General features: G+C 69.3%; 9 protein-coding genes. 2 read left to right on the top strand and 7 right to left on the bottom strand.

The window, feature by feature from the left end; genetic code table 11:
• Positions 1-43 precede the first annotated feature (43 nt).
• Positions 44-1,225 (bottom strand): acetyl-CoA C-acyltransferase family protein, encoded by a 1,182-nt coding sequence (locus D0T21_RS02775; RefSeq protein ID WP_116988302.1) that lies wholly within the window; start codon positions 1,223-1,225, stop codon positions 44-46.
• Positions 1,226-1,439: 214 nt separating this feature from the next.
• Here D0T21_RS02775 and D0T21_RS02770 point away from each other — a divergent pair, with 214 nt between their 5' ends.
• Positions 1,440-2,597 carry a two-component system response regulator gene (locus tag D0T21_RS02770; protein WP_116988301.1) on the top strand — a complete coding sequence of 386 codons (1,158 nt, stop codon included), beginning with the start codon at positions 1,440-1,442 and terminating at the stop codon, positions 2,595-2,597.
• A gap of 10 nt (positions 2,598-2,607) precedes the next feature.
• Positions 2,608-6,624 carry a response regulator gene (locus tag D0T21_RS02765; protein ID WP_116988300.1) on the top strand — a complete coding sequence of 1,339 codons (4,017 nt, stop codon included), beginning with the start codon at positions 2,608-2,610 and terminating at the stop codon, positions 6,622-6,624.
• Between the two features lie 14 nt (positions 6,625-6,638).
• Here D0T21_RS02765 and D0T21_RS02760 read toward each other — a convergent pair whose 3' ends face one another.
• From D0T21_RS02760 to D0T21_RS02735, 6 genes are all read right to left on the bottom strand, one after another.
• Complete coding sequence (locus D0T21_RS02760; protein WP_116988299.1) at positions 6,639-8,234, bottom strand: response regulator; 1,596 nt, start codon at positions 8,232-8,234, stop codon at positions 6,639-6,641.
• A gap of 93 nt (positions 8,235-8,327) precedes the next feature.
• Entirely contained in the window at positions 8,328-9,314 is a 987-nt protein-coding gene (locus D0T21_RS02755; RefSeq protein WP_116988298.1) for a two-component system response regulator, read from the bottom strand.
• Between the two features lie 35 nt (positions 9,315-9,349).
• A complete protein-coding gene (locus tag D0T21_RS02750; protein WP_116988297.1) occupies positions 9,350-10,954 on the bottom strand; it encodes a response regulator in 1,605 nt (534 codons plus the stop codon).
• Positions 10,951-14,388, bottom strand: a complete 3,438-nt coding sequence (locus tag D0T21_RS02745; RefSeq protein ID WP_116988296.1) for a response regulator — start codon at positions 14,386-14,388, stop codon at positions 10,951-10,953. Before D0T21_RS02745 ends, D0T21_RS02750 begins: the two co-directional genes overlap by 4 nt.
• Before the next feature lie 11 nt (positions 14,389-14,399).
• A complete protein-coding gene (locus D0T21_RS02740) occupies positions 14,400-17,972 on the bottom strand; it encodes a response regulator (RefSeq protein WP_158567951.1) in 3,573 nt (1,190 codons plus the stop codon).
• A gap of 149 nt (positions 17,973-18,121) precedes the next feature.
• Positions 18,122-21,517 (bottom strand): ATP-binding protein, encoded by a 3,396-nt coding sequence (locus D0T21_RS02735; RefSeq protein ID WP_116988294.1) that lies wholly within the window; start codon positions 21,515-21,517, stop codon positions 18,122-18,124.
• Positions 21,518-21,531 lie beyond the last annotated feature (14 nt).

The following is a 21,531-nucleotide window of genomic DNA, read 5'->3' as shown; positions in this document are numbered from 1 at the left end:
TTCATTTCGTGACGGGCACTTCGCATTTCACGACATGTGGTTTTCAGCAGCGTTCGAAGATCACGGCGATGCCCTGGCCGCCGCCGATGCACATGGTGACCAAGGCATAACGGCCGCCGCTACGGTGCAGTTCGTGGATGGCCTTGGTGGCGATGAAAGCGCCGGAGCAGCCCACCGGATGGCCCAGCGCGATGGCACCGCCGTTGGGATTGGTCTTGGCCGGGTCCAGTTCCAGCGCGCGGTTGACCGCGATCGCCTGCGCCGCGAACGCTTCGTTCGCTTCGATCACGTCGATCTGGTCCAGCCGCAGGCCGGCCTTGGCCAGCGCCAGTTTGGTGGCCGGGATCGGCCCCTCGCCCATGATCTCGTTCGGCACGCCGGCCAGCGCGTAGCTGACCAGGCGCGCCAGCGGACGCCGCCCTTCGCGCGCCGCCGTCTGCGCGTTGGCCAGCACCAGGAAGGCGGCGCCGTCGTTGATGCCGGACGCGTTGCCGGCGGTGACGGTGCCGTCCGGCTTGAAGGCCGGGCGCATTTTAGCCAGCGCCTCCAGCGTGGTGTCGGCCTTCGGATGCTCATCCGTGTCGAACACCAGCTCGCCCTTGCGGGTCTTGCGCACGATCGGCACGATCTGGCTGACGAAGCGGCCGTCGGCAATGGCGACGCCGGCGCGGCGCTGCGACTCCAGCGCGAACGCGTCCTGCTCTTCGCGGGTGATGCCCCACTTCGCGGCCAGGTTCTCGGCCGTGATGCCCATGTGGCCGACGCCGAACGGATCGGTCAGCACCGCCACCATCATGTCGATGGCCTTGGCGTCGCCCATGCGGGCGCCGCTGCGCAAGGCCGGCATCATGTAGCTGCCGCGCGACATCACCTCGACGCCGCCGCCCAGGCCGTATTCGAAGTCGCCCAGCTGGATGCCCTGCGCGGCCGTGACGATGCCCTGCAGGCCGGACGCGCACAGGCGGTTGACCTGCATCGCCACCGACTCCTTGGACAGGCCGGCGTTCACCGACGCCACCCGCGCCACGTAGGCGTAGCGCGAGTCGGTCGGGATGCAGGTGCCGACCACGGCGTTGCCGATGGCGGCGGCGTCGACGCCGGCGCGGGCGATGGCGGCCTGCATCACCTGCGCGGCCAGCTCGGCCGGCTCCAGGTCGGCCAGGCTGCCGCCGAAGGCGCCGATGGCGGAACGGGCGGCGCTTAACACAACTACGTCTTGGGTCATATTCACTCCTCACTAGATTGCATGATCGATCGGCCATGGTGGCGGCGACGGCGTGGCGCGTCAATCGTGGCAGGCGCGCTGTCGTCAAATGTCCAGGCTTTGTCGCCGGCGGCGAAGCCCAGGCCACGCCGGTATTGCACTCTGTTTACACTTGCATGAGAGACAGCTATAGTCTGTGTATGCAGCAGCCCGCCACCTTACCGGAGCGTTCAGCATGGAACTCATCCCCGACCATCCCGTCAAGCCCGTCATCCTGGTGGTGGACGACACCCCGGACAACCTGCTGCTGATGGCCAACTTGCTGAAGGATAGCTACACCGTCAAGGCCGCCAACAATGGCGAAAAGGCACTGAAGATCGCCAACGACAGCCCGCCGCCCGACCTGATCCTGCTCGACATCATGATGCCCGGCATGAACGGCCACCAGGTGGCGCAAGCCTTGCAGGCCGAGCCGCGCACGCGCGCCATCCCCATCATCTTCCTGACCGCGATGGCGTCCACCGACGACGAGACGCGCGGCCTGGAGCTGGGCGCGGCCGACTACATCACCAAGCCGATCAGCCCGCCCGTGGTGCTGGCCCGGGTGCGCACCCAGCTCAAGGTCAAGGACGCGGCCGATTTCCTGCGCGACAAGAACGACTACCTGGAGCAGGAAGTGCAGCGCCGCATGCGCGAGCTGAGTGCGATCCAGGACGTCACCATCCACGCCATGGCCTCGCTGGCCGAAACGCGCGACAACGAAACCGGCAACCACATCCGCCGCACCCAGCATTACGTGCGGGTGCTGGCCGAACACTTGCGCGAGCATCCGCGCTTCCGCCAGTTCCTCGACGACGACACCATCAAGCTGCTGTTCAAGTCGGCGCCGCTGCACGACATCGGCAAGATCGGCATTCCGGACCGCATCCTGCTCAAGCCGGGCCGCTTCACGCCGGAGGAATTCGAGATCATGAAGACCCACACCACGCTGGGCCGCGACGCCATCGCCCACGCCGAACAGCAGCTGGGCATGGACGTCGATTTCCTGCGGCTGGCCAAGGAGATCGCCTACGGCCACCAGGAGAAGTGGGACGGCAGCGGCTACCCGGAAGGCCTGGCCGGCGACGCCATCCCGATCTCGGCGCGGCTGATGGCGGTGGCCGACGTGTACGACGCGCTGATCAGCCGCCGCGTCTACAAGGAAGGCATGCCGCACGAGCAGGCGGTGCAGATCATCCTCGACGGCCGCGGCGCGCATTTCGATCCGGACATCTGCGACGCCTTCCAGGCCTGCCTGCCGGTGTTCCAGCAGATCGCCGCCCGCTTCGCCGACAGCGACCAGGACATGGCCAAGAAAGCCGCCGCGGTCGCGCACAGCGCGCCGGCCGCGTGAACGGGCTCCGATGAGATCGCCGCTTCAATATCTCGAACGACTGCGCCTGCGCCAGAAACTGATCGCCGGCTTTTGCGCGGTGCTGCTGCTGGCGCTGGCGCTGGGGCTGCAAAGCCTGCTGGCCCAGGACAAGCTGAGCCGCGACATGCAGCGCCTGCTCGGCGAGGGCATGATCGGCATCGTGCAGGTCAAGGAGGCGCGCATCCAGCTGGCCCATTTCGAGCTGGCGCTGCACCAGATCGTCGGCGCGCCCGACCCGGTCGCCGAAGACGAGGCGCTGCAGCGGCTGGAAGAGGCCCGCGAGCATCTGCACTTCGCGGTCGACGAAGCGCGCAGCACGCTGCTGCGGGTCGAAAACCAGCGGCGCATGGGCAACATCGATAATTTGCTGACACGCACCGAACGCACCAGCGACGAGGCGCTCGACCTGGTCCGGCAAAAGCACCCCGGCGAGGCCAAGGCCATCCTCGACAGCGAGCGCTTCCAGCAATCGCTGCGCGGCGCCGACCAGTTGCTGGCCGAGATCGCCGCCGTCAAGGACTCCAATGTCCGCAGCACCATCTACAACATCCGCCAGTACTCCGCCAGCAGCAACCTGCTGACCTATGCGCTGCTGCTGGGCGGCCTGACCCTGGCGCTGCTGTGCGCCGGCGGCATCAGCATGTCGATCCGCCGCCCCGTCAACCGGCTGCGCCAGGCGGTCGACAGCCTGGCCGCCGGGCAGCTCGACACCATCATCCCGCACACCGACTACCACAACGAAACCGGCGACCTGGCGCGCGCCATCGCCCTGCTGCAGATCGAGGCGAGGCAGCTGGATGCGCGGCGCTGGATCAAGTCGCAGGAGGCGGCGATCCAGGCCGAGCTGCAACAAGCGACCTCGCTGGACGGGCTAGCGCAGCAGTTCCTGGCGCTGGTGGCGCCGTTGCTGAAGGTCGGGCGCGGTGTGCTGTACACGCTGGACGAATCGGGCCAGCAGCTGCGCCTGTGCGGCAGTTATGCGGCCGACGCCGATCATCCGCCGGCGCCGTTGCTGCCGCTGGGCAGCGGGCTGCTGGGCCAATGCGCGCTGGACCGCCAGCCGCGCCGCATGAGCGAGCTGCCGGAACACTACGCCACCATCCAATCGCAGCTGGGCCAGGCCCAGGCGCGCCACCTGTTGGTGCTGCCGCTGCTGCATGGCAACCGCCTGATGGGCGTGCTGGAGCTGGCCAGCTTCGACGCCCCCGCCGCCACCGAGAGCGCGCTGCTGGACGAGCTGCTGCCCAAGCTGGCGATGACGATGGAAATCAAGATCCGCAACCAGGCGGTGCGTGCGCTGCTGGCGCGCACCGAACAGCAGTCGGCCGAACTGGCGCAGCAGCAGGTGGCGCTGAAGGCCACCGAAGCCTGGTATCGCGGCATCCTCGAGGCGGCGCCGGACGGCATGCTGGTGGTCGACGTCGACGGCCACATCCTGATCACCAATCCGCAGCTCGACAAGCTGTTCGGCTACGAAGCCGGCGAGCTGGCCGGCCAGCCGATCGAAACGCTGGTGCCGCAGGCCATGCGCGGCCGCCATGTCGGCGAGCGCAACGGCTTCATCGCCCACGGCAGCGCGCGTCAGATGGGCACCGTCGGCGCCGACTTGCACGGCCTGCGCAAGGACGGCAGCGAATTCTCGATCGAGATCGGCCTGTCGCGGCTGCCGGCGATCGAAGGGCGCGGCGTCTGCGTCTGCGCCTCGGTGCGCGACATCAGCGACCGCAAACGCGCCGAGGCCGAGGTGGTGCGCGCCAAGGAAGTGGCCGAGGACGCGACCCGCGCCAAGAGCGACTTCCTGGCCAATATGAGCCACGAGATCCGCACCCCGATGAACGCCATCATCGGCATGAGCCACCTGGCGCTGAAGACCGAGCTCGACAAGAAGCAGCGCAACTACATCGAGAAGGTGCACCGCTCGTCCGAGAACCTGCTGGGCATCATCAACGACATCCTCGACTTCTCCAAGATCGAGGCCGGCAAGATGAGCATCGAGCAGGTACCGTTCCGGCTGGAGGACGTGCTGGAGAATTTCGCCAGCATGATAGGCCTGAAGGCCGAGGACAAGGGACTGGAGCTGCTGTTCGCGACGGCGTCCGACCTGCCCACCGCGCTGCTGGGCGACCCGCTGCGGCTGGGCCAGGTATTGATCAACCTCGGCAACAACGCCGCCAAGTTCACCGACAGCGGCGAGATCGTCGTCGGCGCCGAGCTGATCGGCGAGGCGGACGGCCGGGTCGAGCTGCACTTCTGGGTGCGCGACAGCGGCATCGGCATGACGCCGGAACAGTGCGCAGGCCTGTTCCAGTCGTTCAGCCAGGCCGACAGCTCGATCACCCGCAAGTACGGCGGCACCGGGCTGGGGCTGGCGATCTCGAAAAAGCTGGTGGAGCTGATGACCGGCCGCATCTGGGTCGAGAGCGCCGCCGGCCAGGGCTCGACCTTCCACTTCCACGCCTGGTTCGGACGCCAGACCGACTTCGCGCCGCGCCGCATGTTCCACGCCGACGAGCTGCTCGGCCTGCGGGTGCTGGTGGTGGACGACAACGCCAGCGCGCGCGAAATCCTGTCCACCATGGCGCGCAGCTTCGGGCTGGAGGTGGACGTGGCCGAGAACGGCAACGCCGCGCTGCGCGCGATGGTCGAGGCCGAGCGCGTCGCCCTGCCCTACGACCTGGTGCTGCTGGACTGGCGCATGCCGGTGATGGATGGCGTGGAAACCCTGCACCGCATGCAGAACGGCGCCGTGACCCATATTCCATCGGTGATCATGGTGACCGCCTTCGGCCGCGACGAGGCCCACGAGGCGGCCATGCGGCGGCAGGTGATGCTGCCGGCGGTGCTGACCAAGCCGGTCACGCCGTCGACGCTGCTGGAGGCGATCGGCGAGGCGCTGGGCAAGGGCGTGGTGGCCGAAACCCGCCTGGCCGAACGCCAGGACCGCAGCGCCGCCGACCAGGCCAGCCTGGCCGGCGCCCGCATCCTGCTGGCCGAGGACAACGACCTGAACCAGGAGCTGGCGCGCGAACTGCTTGAAAGCGCCGGCATCGTGCTGACCATCGTCGACGACGGCCAGCAGGCGCTCGACCTGCTGGCCACCGGCGCCGCCTTCGACGGCGTGCTGATGGATTGCCAGATGCCGGTCATGGACGGCTACAGCGCCACCCGCCTGCTGCGCCAGCAGCCGCGCTGGGCGCAGCTGCCGGTGATCGCGATGACGGCCAACGCCATGGACGGCGACCGCGAACAGGCGCTGGCGTCCGGCATGAACGACCATATCTCCAAGCCGTTGAATGTGGCGCTGATGTTCGCCACCATGGCCAAGTGGATCCGCCCGGCGCAACCGGCCGCGGCCAGTCTGCCGGCCGCCGGCGCGGGCGGCCGCGTGGGTGCGGCGGCAGCCCTGCCGGACTTGCCGGGCATCGACCAGGCGGCCGGGCTGGCCACCAGCATGGGGCGTCCCGAACTTTACCGCAGGTTGCTGGGCCGCTTCCGCAATGGCCAGGCGCAGTTCCGCGCCAGTTTCGAGGCAGCCACCAGCGGCAGCGACGCCGACGCACCGGCACGTGTGGCGCACACGCTGCGCGGCACGGCCGGCAATATCGGCGCCAAGGCCACGGCGGCGGCGGCGGCCACGCTGGAACTGGCTTGCAAGGCCGGCGCCGGCGCGGACGAGATCGCCCAGCGGCTGGCGCAGGTGGAGCTGGAACTGGCGCCGGTGCTGGCCGGCCTGGCGGCGCTCGATCCGGCTTCGGCTACCGTTGCCGGCGCCGCCGATGCCGTAGAGGCAGGCCCGCTGTCGCCGCAGGCCCTGGACATGCTGGCCCGGCTGCGCGCATTGCTGGCCGACAGCGACACCGCCGCCCTCGACCTGCTGGGCGAACTGGAAGAGCTGGTGCAAGGCCAGCCGCTGGCGCGCCAGCTGCGCCGCGCCAGCCTGGAAGTGGAGCGCTTCGACTTCGACGCGGCGCTGCTGGCGTTGGACGCCCTGGCCGCGCAGCCCTGAGGCGCGGCCGCCAACTAAGGCGCCGTGGCCGACGGACCGGCCGGCAGCGTGATGATCAGCGTGGTGGTGTGGGCCTCGTCGTTGACGGCAAACGCCACCTCGCCATGCTGGGCACGCGCCAGCAGCCGGGCCGAATACGTGCCCAGGCCGGTGCCGCCGGCCTTGCCGCCGGTGACGAACTTGTCGAAGAACCGCGGCCTGATCTCCTGCGGTATCACGCCCTTGTTGACGATCTCGATGCGCAGCGGCGAGCCGGCGTACAAGGTGGCGCTGACCCGGCCGCGCTCGGGCGAGGCTTCGCAGGCGTTCTTGATCAGGTTGTTGAGCAGCGAGTACGTCAGCATGGCATCGCCCAGGCCGGATGGCGGATCGGTGCCGACGTCGAAATCGGTATCGACCGCGATCACCAGCTGCTTGCCGGCATAGAAGGCGCGCGCCGTCTCGACCACCCGCCGCAGCATGTCGCTGATCGCCAGCGGCGCCGCGTGCAGCACGTATTTGCCGGTCTCGATCTTGTACTGTTCGGTCGACAGGTTGACCATGTCGATCACTTGCAGCATGGCCTGCTCGGCCAGTCGCAGCTGCTCGGCCTGGCGCCGGTCGAGGTCGCCGGCGTCGGCCAGCGCCTGCACGATGCCGATGGCGCCGGCCAGCGGGCCCTTCAGGTCGTGGCGCGTCATCGCCTCGACGTCGTCGCGCAGGCGGGCCATCGCCAGCATGTTGTCGTAGTCGGCCTGCAACTGGCGGCGCAGTTCAACGTAGCGCATGAAGTTGTCGACCCGCAGCTTGAGCTGGGTCGGGTCGATCGGCTTGGTGACGAAGTCCACCGCGCCCAGCTCCATGCCTTGCAGGCGGGAGCTGTCGTCGGTCAGCGCGGTGACGAAGATGATGGGCACGCTCTCGGAGTTCGGATGCTCGCGCATGCGGCGCGCCACTTCGAAGCCGTCCATGCCCGGCATCATCACGTCCAGCAGCACCAGGTCGGGCGGCGTGTCGGAGCAGCACAGCGCCAGCGCCTTCTCGCCGTTGTGCGCGGCCTTGATGCGGTACTGGCCCTTGAAGACGTTGGCCAGCACGTGCAGGTTGTCGGCGGTGTCGTCAACCAGCAACATGGTCGGTGGCGGCGGCGCCGTCGGCGGCAGGTGGACGGCGCCTTGCGGCTGGCCGACCGTCTCGGCGATGGGCGCGGCCGTGACCGGCGTGACGGCGTGCTCCGGCGCCGGCGGCGCGACCTGGTGCGCCATGGCGCGCTGGATGCTGGTGGCCAGGCGGCCGGCCGTGTAGGGCTTGACCAGCAGGTCGCTGACGCCGCTGGCGATGGCGGCCTCGATCCGGCTGCGCTCGGCCTCGGCGGTGATCATGATGAACGGCGTGTGCGCATGGCGCGGGCTGGACCGCATTAGCTGCAACAGGGCGATGCCGGTCATGGCCGGCATATTCCAGTCGGAGATCACCAGGTCGTAGCGATTGCGTTCCAGCATGCGCCAGGCTTCGGCGCCGTCGCCGGCCAGGTCCGGCGCGCCGCAGCCCAGCGCGGCCAGCTGGCCCGCCGTGACCTTGCGCATCGTTTCGACATCATCGACCACCAGTACCTTCAGCACTTGCGCCATGCGTCCTCCCCTTGTCGGCAACCGCCTCGCCGCAGGCGGTTGCCCCATTATCAGGCATTTTTGCCGCCGTGACACATCGGCGCGCGGAGATGGCTAGTGTGTGTCCTGCCAGCGACGCCGTATCAGGTCCACTTCCGGCAGCAGGTCCATGAACAGCTCGACCAGGTGCGGATCGAAATGCTTGCCGCGCTGTTCCAGCAAGTAGGCGATCACCTGCTCCAGCGGCCAGGCCTGCTTGTAGGGCCGCGACGAGGTCAACGCATCGAACACGTCGGCGATCGCCACGATGCGAGCGGTGATGTCGATCTGCTCGCCGACCAGGCCGTTCGGGTAACCGCTGCCGTCGTATTTCTCGTGATGCTCCAGCGCCACGCGGTGCGCCAGCCGCAACATGCCGGACGGATGCTCGCCGATGATGTCGGCGCCGATCGCCGCGTGGGTCTGCATGATTTTCCATTCGTCCGCATCGAGCTTGCCGGGCTTGAGCAGGATGTGGTCGGGAATGCCGATCTTGCCGACGTCGTGCAGCGGCGCCGCGTGCAGCAGCTCGTCGGCCACTTCCTCGCCCAGCCCGGCCGCCAGCGCCAGCAGGCGCGCGTAGTGGCTCATGCGGAGCACATGGGTGCCGGTTTCGTTGTCCTTGTATTCGGCGGCGCGGCCCAGCCGCTGCATGAACTCCAGCCGGCTGGTCAGCAGCTCCTCGGCCCGCACCAGCGACAGATGGGTGCGCACCCGCGCCTGCACGATGGGCGGACTGACCGGCTTGCTGATGTAGTCGACCGCGCCGCAGCGGAAGCCACGCAGCTCGTCGTCGGTGTCGCCCATGCTGGTGACGAAGACGACCGGAATCGCGGCCGTGGCCGGATCGGCCTTGAGCCGTTCGCAGATTTCGTAGCCGCCCAGGCCGGGCATCACCACATCGAGCAGGATCAGCGCCGGCCGCTTGTCACGCGCCAGCGCCAGCGCCCGTTCGCCGTCCTTGGCCAGCAGCAGCCGGTAGTCGTCGCCGAGGATCTGGTGCAGCAGTTGCAGGTTGCCGGCCTCGTCGTCCACGGCCAGTATCAATTGTTTCTCTGCCATATAGTGCTTTCTTCAGAAATAGTTGCCAGGCGAAGCTAGACCAGCGCCGGCAAGGTGACGGTGACGACGGTGCGGTCGGCCGCATCGTCCGTATGCAGTGCGACGCTGCCGCCCTGGGCTTCCAGCAGCAGCCTGGCCGAATAGGTGCCGAGGCCGGACCCACCGCGCTTGCTGGTGGCGTTCTTGGTGAACAGGCGGCTGCGCAAGGCCGGCGGCACCACGCCCTGGTTCTCCAGCTCGACGGTGAGCGGCTGCTCGCCCAACACTTGCAGCCGCACCGCCGAGGATGGAGGCGCCGCCTCGCAGGCGTTCTTCAGCAGGTTGTGAAACACGGCGTTGTAGAGCAGCGGATCGCCGGTCGTGTGGGCGCCGGCGGCGGTGCTGACGTCGCAAGTGATGACCAGCTCCTTGCTGGCGAAACTGGCCAGCGCCAGCGCCACGACCCGCTGCAACAGCGGCGTCAGCGCCACGGCGGTACTGCGCCGGGTGTAGCGGCCGGTCTCGATCTTGAACAGCTCGGCCGACAATGCGATGCTGTCCAGCGCATCCCTGGTGGTGGCGGCGATCAGTTGCGCCAGCTCGGCGTGCTCGGGCAGCAGCGCCGGCGCCGCCGCCAGCTGCTGCGCCAGGCCGGCCACCCCGCCCAGCGGGCCGAGCAGGTCATGCCGCAGCATGCGGTCGATGTCCTCGCGCAGGCGGGCCTGGGCCAGCATGTCGTCGTACTCGTCCTGGCGTTCCTTCTGGCGCATGATCAGGCGGGCGAAGTTGTGCACCCGCAGCTGCAGCAGGTCCGGGTCGATGGGCTTGGTGATGTAGTCGACCGCGCCCAGGCTCAGGCCGCGCCGCTGCGCCATCACATCGTCCATCGCCGTCACGAAGATGATCGGCAGGTGCTCGCAGTTGGGATGGGCGCGCAGCTGGCGCGCCAGCTCGAAGCCGTCCATGCCCGGCATCATCACGTCCAGCAGCAGCAGGTCGGGCGGCGCGATCGAGGTGCAGATGGCCAGCGCCTTCTCGCCGTTGTGGGCCAGCCGCACCCGGTACTTGTCCTCGAACACGCGCGAGATCAGGCGCAGGTTGTCGGGCGTGTCGTCGACCGCCAGGATGGTCAGGCGCTCGTCCTGCTCTTCCGGCGGCGCCACTGGCGCGGCCGCGGCGGCGGCAGCGGCCGCCGCTTGTTCCGCCTCGGCCAGGGCGCCGTCGGCGGCCGCGCGCCGGGCCGCCTCGGCCGCCTCCAGCTCGGCCGCCTTGCGCCGCTCGCTACGCTGCAGCACCTTGAGCACCTTGTCGCCCAGGCGGGTGGTGGTGTAGGGCTTGACCAGCAGTTCGGACACGCCGCTGGCGATGGCCTCCTGCACCCGGCCGCGCTCGGACTCGGCCGTTACCATGATGATGGGCATGGTACTGAGCTCGGCGTCAGCGCGCACTGTCCTGAGCAGCTCGATGCCGGTCATTACCGGCATGTTCCAGTCGGCCAGCACCAGGTCGAATGGCTGGCGCTGCAACATCTTCAGCGCGGCCTGGCCGTCGTTGGCCTGTTCGATATGCAGCGCGCCCAGCGCGCGCAACTGGTCGACGGTGAGCTTGCGCATCACCTCCATATCGTCGACCACCAGAAAACGGATCGCTCCCAGACTCATGCTGTACTCCCTTGTAGGTTGGCCCTGCCCGCTTGCCGGGCGTCCGCCAGCAGGGCATGCGCGTGTTCGAAATCAAACTGGTCGAGCGCACGCTCGATGGCATCGGCGGCGTCGCCGAAAGCGGCGCGCAACAAAATCATATGCTCCTGCAACAGGTTTTCGGCCTGCGAATCATTGTCGGCCAACAGCGCCTGCAGGCGGGCACACACGCCGGCCAGCAGTTGCTGGTCCGGCGCGGTGAGCGCCGCCAGCGGCGCGACCGTTGCCGCCGGCAGTGCCGCAGTGACGGCGGCCAGCACCCGCTCCAGTTCCAGCACCAGCGCGACCTGGCGAGCCTGCAGTTCGGCCGCCGTTTCGCGCCCCAGCGCCTGTTCCAGTTGCTGCGCCAGCGTCTGCACCCGGACCGCGCCGATATTGCCGGCCACGCCGCGCAAGGTGTGCAGCAAGGCCGCCGCGCCGGCCCGGTCGCTCAGTTCCAGCCGCTCGGCCAGGCGCGCCGCCATGCCGCCCTGGTCGCGCACAAAGGTCTGCAGCATCTTGCTGTAGGCGGCCTGCTTGCCCAGCACGCGGCGCAGGCCGGCCGCAGTGTCGAGGCCGGCGATGACCGGCGCCGCCTCGCCGGACGGCGCCGCCGGCGGCGGCAACGGCGGCGCGCCGCCGGCCTGGCGCGGCGCGATCCAGCGCAGCAGCAGCGCCCACAGCGCTTCCGGTTCGATCGGCTTGGAGACGAAGTCGTTCATGCCGGCCTGGCGGCAACGCTCGCGGTCCTCGGCCAGCACGTTGGCGGTCATGGCCACGATCGGCAGGTCGGGATGGCGGCCGCCGGCGCGGATCGCCTCGGTCGCCTGCAGGCCGTTCATCACCGGCATCTGCATGTCCATCAGCACCAGCTCGTATTGCCCCTGCGCCAGCATGGACAGGCATTCGGCGCCGTGGTTGGCGATGTCGACCTGCAGGCCGGCGCCGGCCAGCATTTCGCTGGCCACCTGCTGGTTGACCTCGTTGTCCTCGACCAGCAGCACGCGCGCGCCCTGGATGGCGGGCAGGCTGGCCAGCCCCACCGGCGACGGTGCGTCCGGCGGCAGTTCCTCCAGCTCCAGGTTGGCCAGCTGCATCATCGTATCGAACAGCAGCGAGGCGTTGACCGGCTTGTTCAGCACCTGCTCGATGCCCAGCATGGCGGCCTGCTGGCGCAGCTCGCGCCGCGCATGCGCGCTGAGGATGGCCAGCCGCGGCGCCAGCGTCAACGGCAGCGCCTGGATCGCCTTGGCCGTCTGCACACCGTCCAGCCCCGGCATCTGCCAGTCCAGCAGCGCGAATTGATACGGATGGCCGGCGGCGTCGGCCTGCGCCAGCGCCTGCAGCGCCTCGGCGCCGCCGGCGGCGTAGCCCACTTCCAGCCCCATGGCGCGCAGCTGCTCGCCGACCAGCTGGCGGTCGCCGGCCGCGTCGTCGACCAGCAGCACCGCCAGCCCCTGCAGGCCGGCGTGGCGCAGGCGCCGGTGGGCGCGCTTGGTGCCGACCCAGGCGGTGAACCAGAAGGTGCTGCCTTCGCCCAGCACGCTGTCGACGCCGACCTCGCCGCCCATCAGCGCGGCCAGCTTGCGCGAGATCGCCAGGCCCAGGCCGGTGCCGCCGTATTTGCGCGAGATCGAGGTGTCGGCCTGGCTGAACGACTGGAACAGCTGGCCGCGCTGCTCGGCGCTCAGGCCGATACCGGTGTCGCCGACGGCGAAGCGCAGCAAGGCTTGCGCGCCGTCGCGCTCGACCAGCTGCACCTGCAGCATCACCGTGCCCTCGTGGGTGAACTTGACGGCGTTGCTGGCGAAGTTGATCAGGATCTGGCCCAGCCGCAGCGGATCGCCGCTCAGTTCATGCGGGACGTCGGGGGCCACTTCCAGGAACAGCTGCAGGCCGCGTTTCTGGGCCGGTTCGCTGACCAGCCCGACCACGTTGTCGAGTACGCTGTCCAGGCTGAAGTCGATGTGCTCGACGGCCATCTGCCCGGCCTCGATCTTCGAATAGTCGAGGATGTCGTTGATGATGCCCAGCAGGTGCTGGCCGGCGCGCTGGATCTTGACCATGTAGTCCCGCTGGCGCGGCGACAGTTCCGACTGCAGCGCCAGGTGCGACATGCCGAGGATGGCGTTCATCGGCGTGCGGATTTCGTGGCTCATATTGGCCAGGAAGCTGGACTTGACCTGCGAGGCCGCCTCGGCCGTCTCCTTGGCCTGGCGCAGCGCCTGCTCGTTCTCGCGCTCGTCGGTGACATCCTGGAAGTAGCCGCTCCAGATATCGGCCGCGCCGCCGGCGCCGGCATGCGCGCGCGCCTGCCAGTGCACCCAGCGCTGGCGGCCGTCCCACTGCACCGGCAGCACGCTGTCGACCTGGCCGGCGCCGGCGCGCAGCGCGTGCCAATTGTGCGCGGCGCGCAGCTGCGCGGCCATCTGCGGCTCGACGTGGCGCCAGCAGGCGGTGGCGTCCGCCATCAGCTCGTCGGCGTCGACGCCGATCAGCTGGCGCACCGGCTTGCCGATGAACTGGAAGTGGGCCTGGTTGTCGCAGTCGACCTGGAACTGGAAGATCGCGACCGGGATCGCGTCCGACATGGCCATCATGCGGTCCAGCTGCTGCCGGTTGGCCGCCATGTGCTGCAGCAGCGCCACTTTCATGCGCGCCAGCGCCGCCAGCAGCCGGCCGGTCTCGCCGCCGGTGGCGAGCGCGATCTGGCCGCCCAGGTCGCCGTCGGCGATCTGCTGCGCCACCGCGATCGCCGCATGCAGCGGACGGGTGATGCTGCGCGTGACCAGCCAGGCGATGGCGGCGCCGCCCAGCAACGCGGCGCCGGCCAGCAGCACCGACACCAGGCGCGCGCTTTCGTAGGCGCGGCGCGAGTCCTGCGCCGACTGTTCCGAATGCTGCTTCTGGAAGCGCAGCAGCTCTTCCATGACGCCGATCCAGCGCAGCTGGGCCGGCCGCGACACTTCCAGCAACGTCCGCGTGCCTTCCGTGGCGTGGTTGATGCGCCCCAGCGCGGCCGCCTGGTCCATCACGGGAATGGCGACGTCGCGCGCGGCCACGATGCTGGCGAGGATCGCCCTGCCCCGGCTGGTCGTGACCAGCGCGTCCAGGCGCGCCATATGCTGCTGGTACCTGGTTTTCTCGGCCTCGTAGTGCCGCATGACCGGGATCATCTGCTGCTCCTCGGTCATGAAGATCAGGTCGCGCGCGTCCAGCGCCATGTTGCGGGCGTTGTCGAGCATGCCGTTGGTTTCTTCGACCTTGACGTTTTCGGCCAGCACCAGCCGCTCCAGGTCTAGCTGGATGGCCGCCATCCGGGTGACATTCAGCACCGCCATCAGCAGCAGCAACGCCAGCACCGTGCCGAAACCAAGTCCCAGGCGTAGGCCGATCGGCATGCGGTCGAAGTTCATCGTCGCGCCCCTCAGACCGGCGCCGCGCTGACGGCGCCGGCCTGGCTGGACTGCCAGGCCTGGGCCAACAGGGCATGCGCCTGCTCGAAATCGAACTGTTCCAGCGCCGCTTCCATGCCGGTGGCGGCGGCCACGCCGAAGGCGGCGCGCAGCAGCGCCGCGTGCTCCTGCGCCAGATTTTCTGCCTGCGAATCGTTATCGGCCAACAGCGCCAGCAGGCGCGGACAGACGCTGGCCAGCAGTTGCCGGTCCGGCGCGGCGAGCGCCGGCAACGGCGGCGCCGCCGCAACTGCCGGCAGCGCCGCGGCAATTCCGGCCAGCACCCGCTCCAGCGCCGATCCCAGCGCCTGCTGGCGCGGCAACAGTTCGGCCGCGGTCTCATGTGCCAGCGCCTGCTCCATCTGCTGCGCCAGGGTCTGCACCCGGACCGCGCCGATATTGCCGGCCACGCCGCGCAAGGTGTGCAGCAAGGCCGCCGCGCCGGTCCGGTCGCTCAGCGCCAGCCGCTCGGCCAGGCGGGCCGCCAGGTCGCCCTGGTCGCGCACGAAGGTCTGCAACATCTTGCTGTAGGCGGCCTGCTTGCCCAGCACGCGCCGCAGGCCGGCCGCCGTGTCGAGCCCGTCGATGGCCGGCATGCCAGCCGATGTCGCTACGGCCTGGCGCAATGGCGCGGCCAACTCGCCGCCGGCGGCGCGCGGCGCGATCCAGCGCAACAGCATCGCCCACAAGGCCTCCGGTTCGATCGGCTTGGAAATGAAGTCGTTCATGCCGGCCTGCTGGCAACGCTCGCGGTCTTCCGCCAGCACGTTGGCGGTCATGGCGACGATGGGCAAGTCGGGATGGCGGCCGCCGGCGCGGATGGTCTCGGTCGCCTGCAGGCCGTTCATCACCGGCATCTGCATGTCCATCAGCACCAGGTCGTAACGCCCCTGGTCCAGCATGGTCAGGCATTCGGCGCCGTGGTTGGCGATGTCGACCTGCAGGCCGGCGCCGGCCAGCATTTCGCTGGCCACCTGCTGGTTGACCTCGTTGTCCTCGACCAGCAGCACGCGCGCCCCCCGGATGCTCGACAGGTTGACCAGCACCGGCGGCGGCGGCGGCTCGGCCGGCACCATCTCCAGCTCCAGGTTGGCCAGGTGCATCATGGTGTCGAACAGCAGCGAGGCGTTGACCGGCTTGCTCAGTACCTGTTCGATGCCCAGCATCGCGGCCTGCTGGCGCAGTTCGCGCCGCGCGTGGGCGCTGAGGATGGCCAGCCGCGGCGGCAGCGCCAGCGGCAGCGCCTGGATCGCCTTGGCGGTCTGCACCCCGTCCAGTCCCGGCATCTGCCAGTCCAGCAAGGCAAATTGATACGGCCGGCCGCCGGCGTCGGCCTGCGCCAGCACCTGCAGCGCCTCGGCGCCGCCGGCGGCGTAGCCCACTTCCAGTCCCATGGCGCGCAATTGCTCGCCGACCAGTTGGCGCGCGCTCGCTTCGTCGTCGACCAGCAGCACGGTCAGTCCCTGCAGGCCGACGTGGCGCAGCTGCGTCGGGTTGCGCCGGGCGCCGACCCAGGCGGTGAACCAGAAGGTGCTGCCCTGGCCCGGCACGCTGTCGACGCCGACCTCGCCGCCCATCAGCGCCGCCAGCTTGCGCGAGATCGCCAGGCCCAGGCCGGTGCCGCCGTATTTGCGCGAGATCGAGGTGTCGGCCTGGCTGAAGGACTGGAACAGCTGGGCGTGCTGTTCCGTGCTCAGGCCGATGCCGGTGTCGCTGACGGCAAAGCGCAGCAAGGCCCGCTCGCCGTCGCGCTCGAGCTGCTCCACCGCCAGCGTCACGCTGCCCTCGTGGGTGAACTTGACGGCGTTGCTGGCGAAGTTGATCAGGATCTGGCCCAGCCGCAGCGGATCGCCGCTCAGTTCATGCGGCAGGCCGGGCGCGACGTCGAGGAACAGCTGCAGGCCGCGTTTCTGGGCTTGCTCGCTGACCAGGCCGACCACGTTGTCGAGCACGCTGTCCAGGCTGAAGTCGATATGCTCGACGGCCATCTGCCCGGCCTCGATCTTCGAATAGTCGAGGATGTCGTTGATGATGCCCAGCAGATGCTGGCCGGCGCGCTGGATCTTGACCACGTAGTCGCGCTGGCGCGGCGACAGTTCCGACTGCAGCGCCAGGTGCGACATGCCGAGGATGGCGTTCATCGGCGTGCGGATTTCGTGGCTCATATTGGCCAGGAAGTTGGACTTGACCTGCGAGGCCGCCTCGGCCGCCTCCATCGCCTGGCGCAGCGCCTGCTCGGTTTCGCGCGCGGCGCTGACGTCCTCGAAGAAGCCGCTCCACACCCCGCGCTTGCCGGGCGCCGTGTGCGCGCGCGCCTGCCAGCGCACCCAGCGCTGCTGGCCGTCCCATTGCACCGGCACCACGGTGTCGATCACGCCGCCGCCCTGCCCCAGTTGCTGCCAGTCCAGCGTGCCGCGCAGCCCGGCCGCCACCTCGGGCGCGACGTGGCGCCAGCAGGCCGTGGCGTCCGCCATCAGCTCGTCGGCCTCGACGCCGATCAGCTCGCGCACCGGGGCGCCGATGAACTTGAACCGGACCTCGTTGTTCTCCAGCACGCGCAGCTGGAACACCGCCACCGGGATCGCCTGCGTCATATCGACCAGGCGGTCCAGCTGCATGCGGTTGGCGGCCATGTGCTGCAACAGCGCCTCCTTCATGCGCGCCAGCGCCTGCAGCAGCTGGCCGGTCTCGCCGCCGGTGCCGACCGCGATCTGCCCGCCCATGTCGCCGGCGGCGATGCGGCGCGCGATCTCGACGGCCTGGGCCAGCGGCTCGCGGATCGCACGGTAGACCCACAGCAGCATCAGCGCCAGCACCGCCAGCGTGACGGCGCCCAGCAAATAGACCAGCTGGTTGATGCGCGCCGCATGCTGGTGGGCCTCGGCCACGGCGGCGGCGGTGCGCTGGTCCAGCAGCGCCAGGAAGTCGTCGATCGGCCGCAGCACGTCGGCCTTCTGCAGATGGTAGGCGCGGTTGTGCAGCAGGTCGCGCGCCAGATGCGGATCGGGCAGGCGCAGCACGCCAAAGCCGCCGTGGCCGTCGTCGAACTTGCCTTTGGCGGCATTCATCGCGATCAGCTCGGTCCTGACCAGCTGGTCGGATTTGTCCTTGGCCTCGCTCAGCTTGGCCATCTCGGCGGCGCTGAAATGGGCATCGCGCATCAGCTGTTCGAGCGACGCGGCGGCGCCGTCCGGATCGGGCGGCCGGCTACCGGCGGACACGAAGTCCCAATACACGCGTTCATAGTGCTGCGGGCGCGGCAGCTTGCCGTCGCGGATAGCGATCACGGCCCGGTATTGCTGCTCGAACTGCGGCTCGCCGGTTTCGACGTAGGTACGGGCCAGGCGCGTCAGGTCGTCCGAGCTCTGGCGCAATTCGGTGGCCAGCAGGAAGGATTGGTAGCGGTACTGGTTGGCGGCGTCCAGGCCGGCGTTGCTGCGGTCGGAGACGTTATAGGCGAACAGCGTCATGCTCATGAGCACGGCGACGGAACCGGCCAGCAGCATGAAGTTCTGCCGGATCGAAAGCTTCTTTAGAGTAGCCAATGCCATAAACGCCTTTGCGTGCTGTCAGGGGCAACAACATATTGCCGCACACTCCATAAAATTTCTTTAAAGAATCTTTTTAATGCCGCGAGATACTAAAGCGGCAAGGCCGCGCCGGCTATCGGAATGCGCGACAAACCGTTGACATTTCATGACAGCGCCGGCGCCATGCCGTGCAGCGCGCGCAAGGCCAGCTCGAAATCGTAGTCCTCGACCGCCGCGGCCACGACGCGCAGCGGCGCCTCGGCCGGCGTGCCGTGCGCTTCGCGCGCCAGGCGCACGGCCAGCGCCAGCGCGGCGCCGTCGTTGTCGTCCAGCAGATTCTTGAGGCCGGCCAGCCCGGCCCGCAGCGCAGCCTCGTCCAACGGCGCCAGCGGCGCCGCCGCCTCCGGCTCGAGGTCGAGCGGCAGCAGCCCGGCCAGCACCACATCCAGCTCGGCCGCCACGCGCGCCTGCAACGCATCGGCCTGGCTGTCCGGCGCGCCGTCGCGGCAGGCCTGTTCCAGCGCGGCCGCGGCGGCCTGGGCCTGCAACGCGCCTATCATGCCGGCCGCGCCGCGCAGCGTGTGGGCGATGCGGCGTGCCGTCACGCTGTCGCCGGCCGCGCGCGCCGCACCGAACGCCTGCGCGAACCCGGCCTGCTCGCTGCGGAAGCGGCGCAGCATCTTGCGGTACATGGCCGCGCTGCCACCCATGGTGGCCAGCCCGGCGCGCGCATCGATCCCGGGCAGCACGGCAAACTGTGCCGCATCGGCGGCGGCGGCCGGCGCGGCCGGCGCGGGCGCCGCCGCCGGCCGCGCCGGCGTGATCCACTGCGCCATGGTGGCGAACATCTGCTGCACGTTCAGCGGCTTGGCGATGTGGTCGTTCATGCCGGCCTCCAGCGCCCTGGCGCGGTCGTCCGACATGGCGTTGGCGGTCATCGCCAGCACCGGCAGCGTTTGCCATTGCGGCTGGCTGCGGATCGCGCGGGTCGCCGTGTAGCCGTCCATGACCGGCATCTGGCAGTCCATCAGCACGCCGTCGAAGGGACCGCTGCGCGCCAGCAGGTCGAGCGCCTCGCTGCCGTCGCCGGCCACCTCGAAGGTGATGCCGGCCTTGCTGAGCAGGTCCTGGGCCAGTTCCTGGTTCATCTCGTTGTCGTCGACCAGCAGCAGGTGGGCGCCGGCCAGCCTGGCCACCGCCTGCGCGCGCAGGTCGCTGGGCACGGTCTTGGCCGGCGCCACGGCCGGCACGCCGAAGCGGCACACCAGGTGGAAGACCGAGCCCTGCCCCAGCGTCGACTCGACCCAGATGCGCCCGCCCAGCAACAGGGCCAGCTCCTTGCTGATGGCCAGGCCCAGGCCCGAGCCGCCATATTTGCGGGTGATCGTATCGTCGGCCTGGCTGAAAGCCTGGAACAGGCGCGCGCAGTGTTCCGGCGGCATGCCGATGCCGGTGTCGGCGACGGTGAAATGCAGTTCGCTGCCGGCGGCGTCGCGCGCCAGCTGCGCCACCTCGACCACGATACGGCCGCGCTCGGTGAACTTGACGGCGTTGTTGCCCAGGTTGGTCAGGATCTGCCCCAGCCGCAGCGGATCGCCCAGCAGCGCCGCCGGCACTTCGGGCGCGACGCGGAACAACAACTCGACGCCCTTGCTGGCGGCCGGCTGGACTATCATCGTGGCCAGGTTGTCGAGCACCTCGTCGAGCCGGAACGGGATCACTTCCAGCGTCAGCTTGCCGGCTTCGACGCGCGAAAAATCCAGGATGTTGTTGATGATGCCCAGCAGGTTTTCGGCCGCCCGCTGGACTTTTTCGATGTAGTTGCGCGCCTTGGCGTCGAGTTGCAGATCCAGCGCCAGGGTGCTCATGCCGATGATGGCGTTCATCGGCGTGCGCAGTTCATGGCTGACGTTGGAGACGAAATTGCTCTTGGCCCGGCTCGCTTCCTGGGCTTGCCCGAGCGCGATCGACAAGGCCGCCGTGCGCTCGTCCACCAGCTGTTCCAGCTGATGCTGGTGGCGGCCCAGTTCCGCTTCGGCCCGCTTGCGCAGCGTGATGTCGATGTAGCTGACCCGCAGCAGCGTGCGGCCGCCCGAGGCCAGGCTGCTCAGCCACACTTCGCAGGGAATCTCACGGCCGTCGCTGCTGCGCACCGTGCGTTCGAACACCAGTTGCTCGCCGGCCAGCGCGCGCGTGATATGCGCGCGCACGCTCTCACGCACGGCCGCCTGTTCCGCCGCCGTGGCCGCGTACAGCTCGGCAACTTCCGCCGCGCGCAACTCGGCGGCGCTGCGCCCGAACAATTGCTCGGCCTTGCGGTTGTGGTCGACGATACGGCCGTGCATGCTGTCAACCACCACGATCGCCTCGGGCGCGCCATTGACCAGCGCGCGATAGCGCTCCTGGTTGGCCAGCAGCGCCTGCTCGGCCAGCGACTTGCGGCGGATTTGCCACAGCATCGCGCACAACATGGCCAGCAGCGCCAGGATGACCAGCGCGGCGGCGGCCACCTCGCTGCGGTATTGCTCCCAGATGGGCACCGGACGGTTGACAAACTGGGTCTCCGGCGGCAGGCGCGCCGGGTCGGCGCCCAGGCGCTGCAGCTGCGGCCAGTCGTACAGCGACACCCGCTGCGGCTGCCACGGCGTCACGCCGGGCGGCGCCGCCCTGATACCGCTGGCCAGCTCGTAGGCCAGCCGCGCCACCCGCCGCGCTTCACCGCGAATGCTGAACACATGACCGCCCAAGAAGTTGCGCTCGCCCACGCCCAGGTCGTAGAACACGAAGAACGGCGCCCGGCTGGCCGGCGCCACCTGGCGCAAGGCGTCGAGCCGGTTGAAATTGCGGCCGGTGCGGTCGCGCCGCATCGCCACGCCCAGCACGATGGAATCGGCGGGCAGCCCGGCCAGGCGCGCCGCCACTTCCTCGAGCGACAAGGCGCGGGTGTCGGCGACCGAGACCCGGTCCGCCCACGGCTGCAAGGCGGCGCGCACATCGGCCAGCTCGCGCGCTTCGGTCTCGCTGGCGCCCACCACCACTTCCACATGCCGCGTCGCCGGAAACAGCGCCATCGCCTGCTCCAGCGTGGCCCGGTAATTGACCGCGCCATTCATCTCGAACATGCGGTGCGCGCCGGGCGACAGGCCGGGCTTGAGCGCGCTCAGCACCGTGATCACGGTGGCCTCGGGCAGCAGGTCGGGCGCATCGCGCAACAGGTAGTCGAGCGCCGGCTGCAGCACCGTGATGACGACCTCGATGCGCCGCTGCGCAAATTTATCGAGCAGCAGACGCCGCAGGTTTTGCCGGTACAGCGGATCGGCATTGCGCTCCAGATCCAGGTATTCCAGAAAGATGTCGGCGGGATTGTAGCCCTGCGCCATCAGGTGGGTGCGCATGTCGGCCGCGATCAGGTCGACGCCGGACGCCCCCGGCCCATACGGCAGCAACACGGCGATGCCATGGCCGGCCGGCGCGGCCGTCGCCGGGGCCGGCAAGCACGCCAGCACCAGCATCCACATCAGCGTGGCGAGCCTGTGCAACAGGTAATTGTGTGCGCTCAATGCCCCTCTCCGAT

The sequence above is a fragment of the Duganella sp. BJB476 genome (assembly GCF_003416895.1).
Classification (GTDB): domain Bacteria; phylum Pseudomonadota; class Gammaproteobacteria; order Burkholderiales; family Burkholderiaceae_D; genus Rugamonas.
Note: the sequence above shows the minus strand (reverse complement) of the source record. Positions and strands in the feature narration are given on the sequence as shown.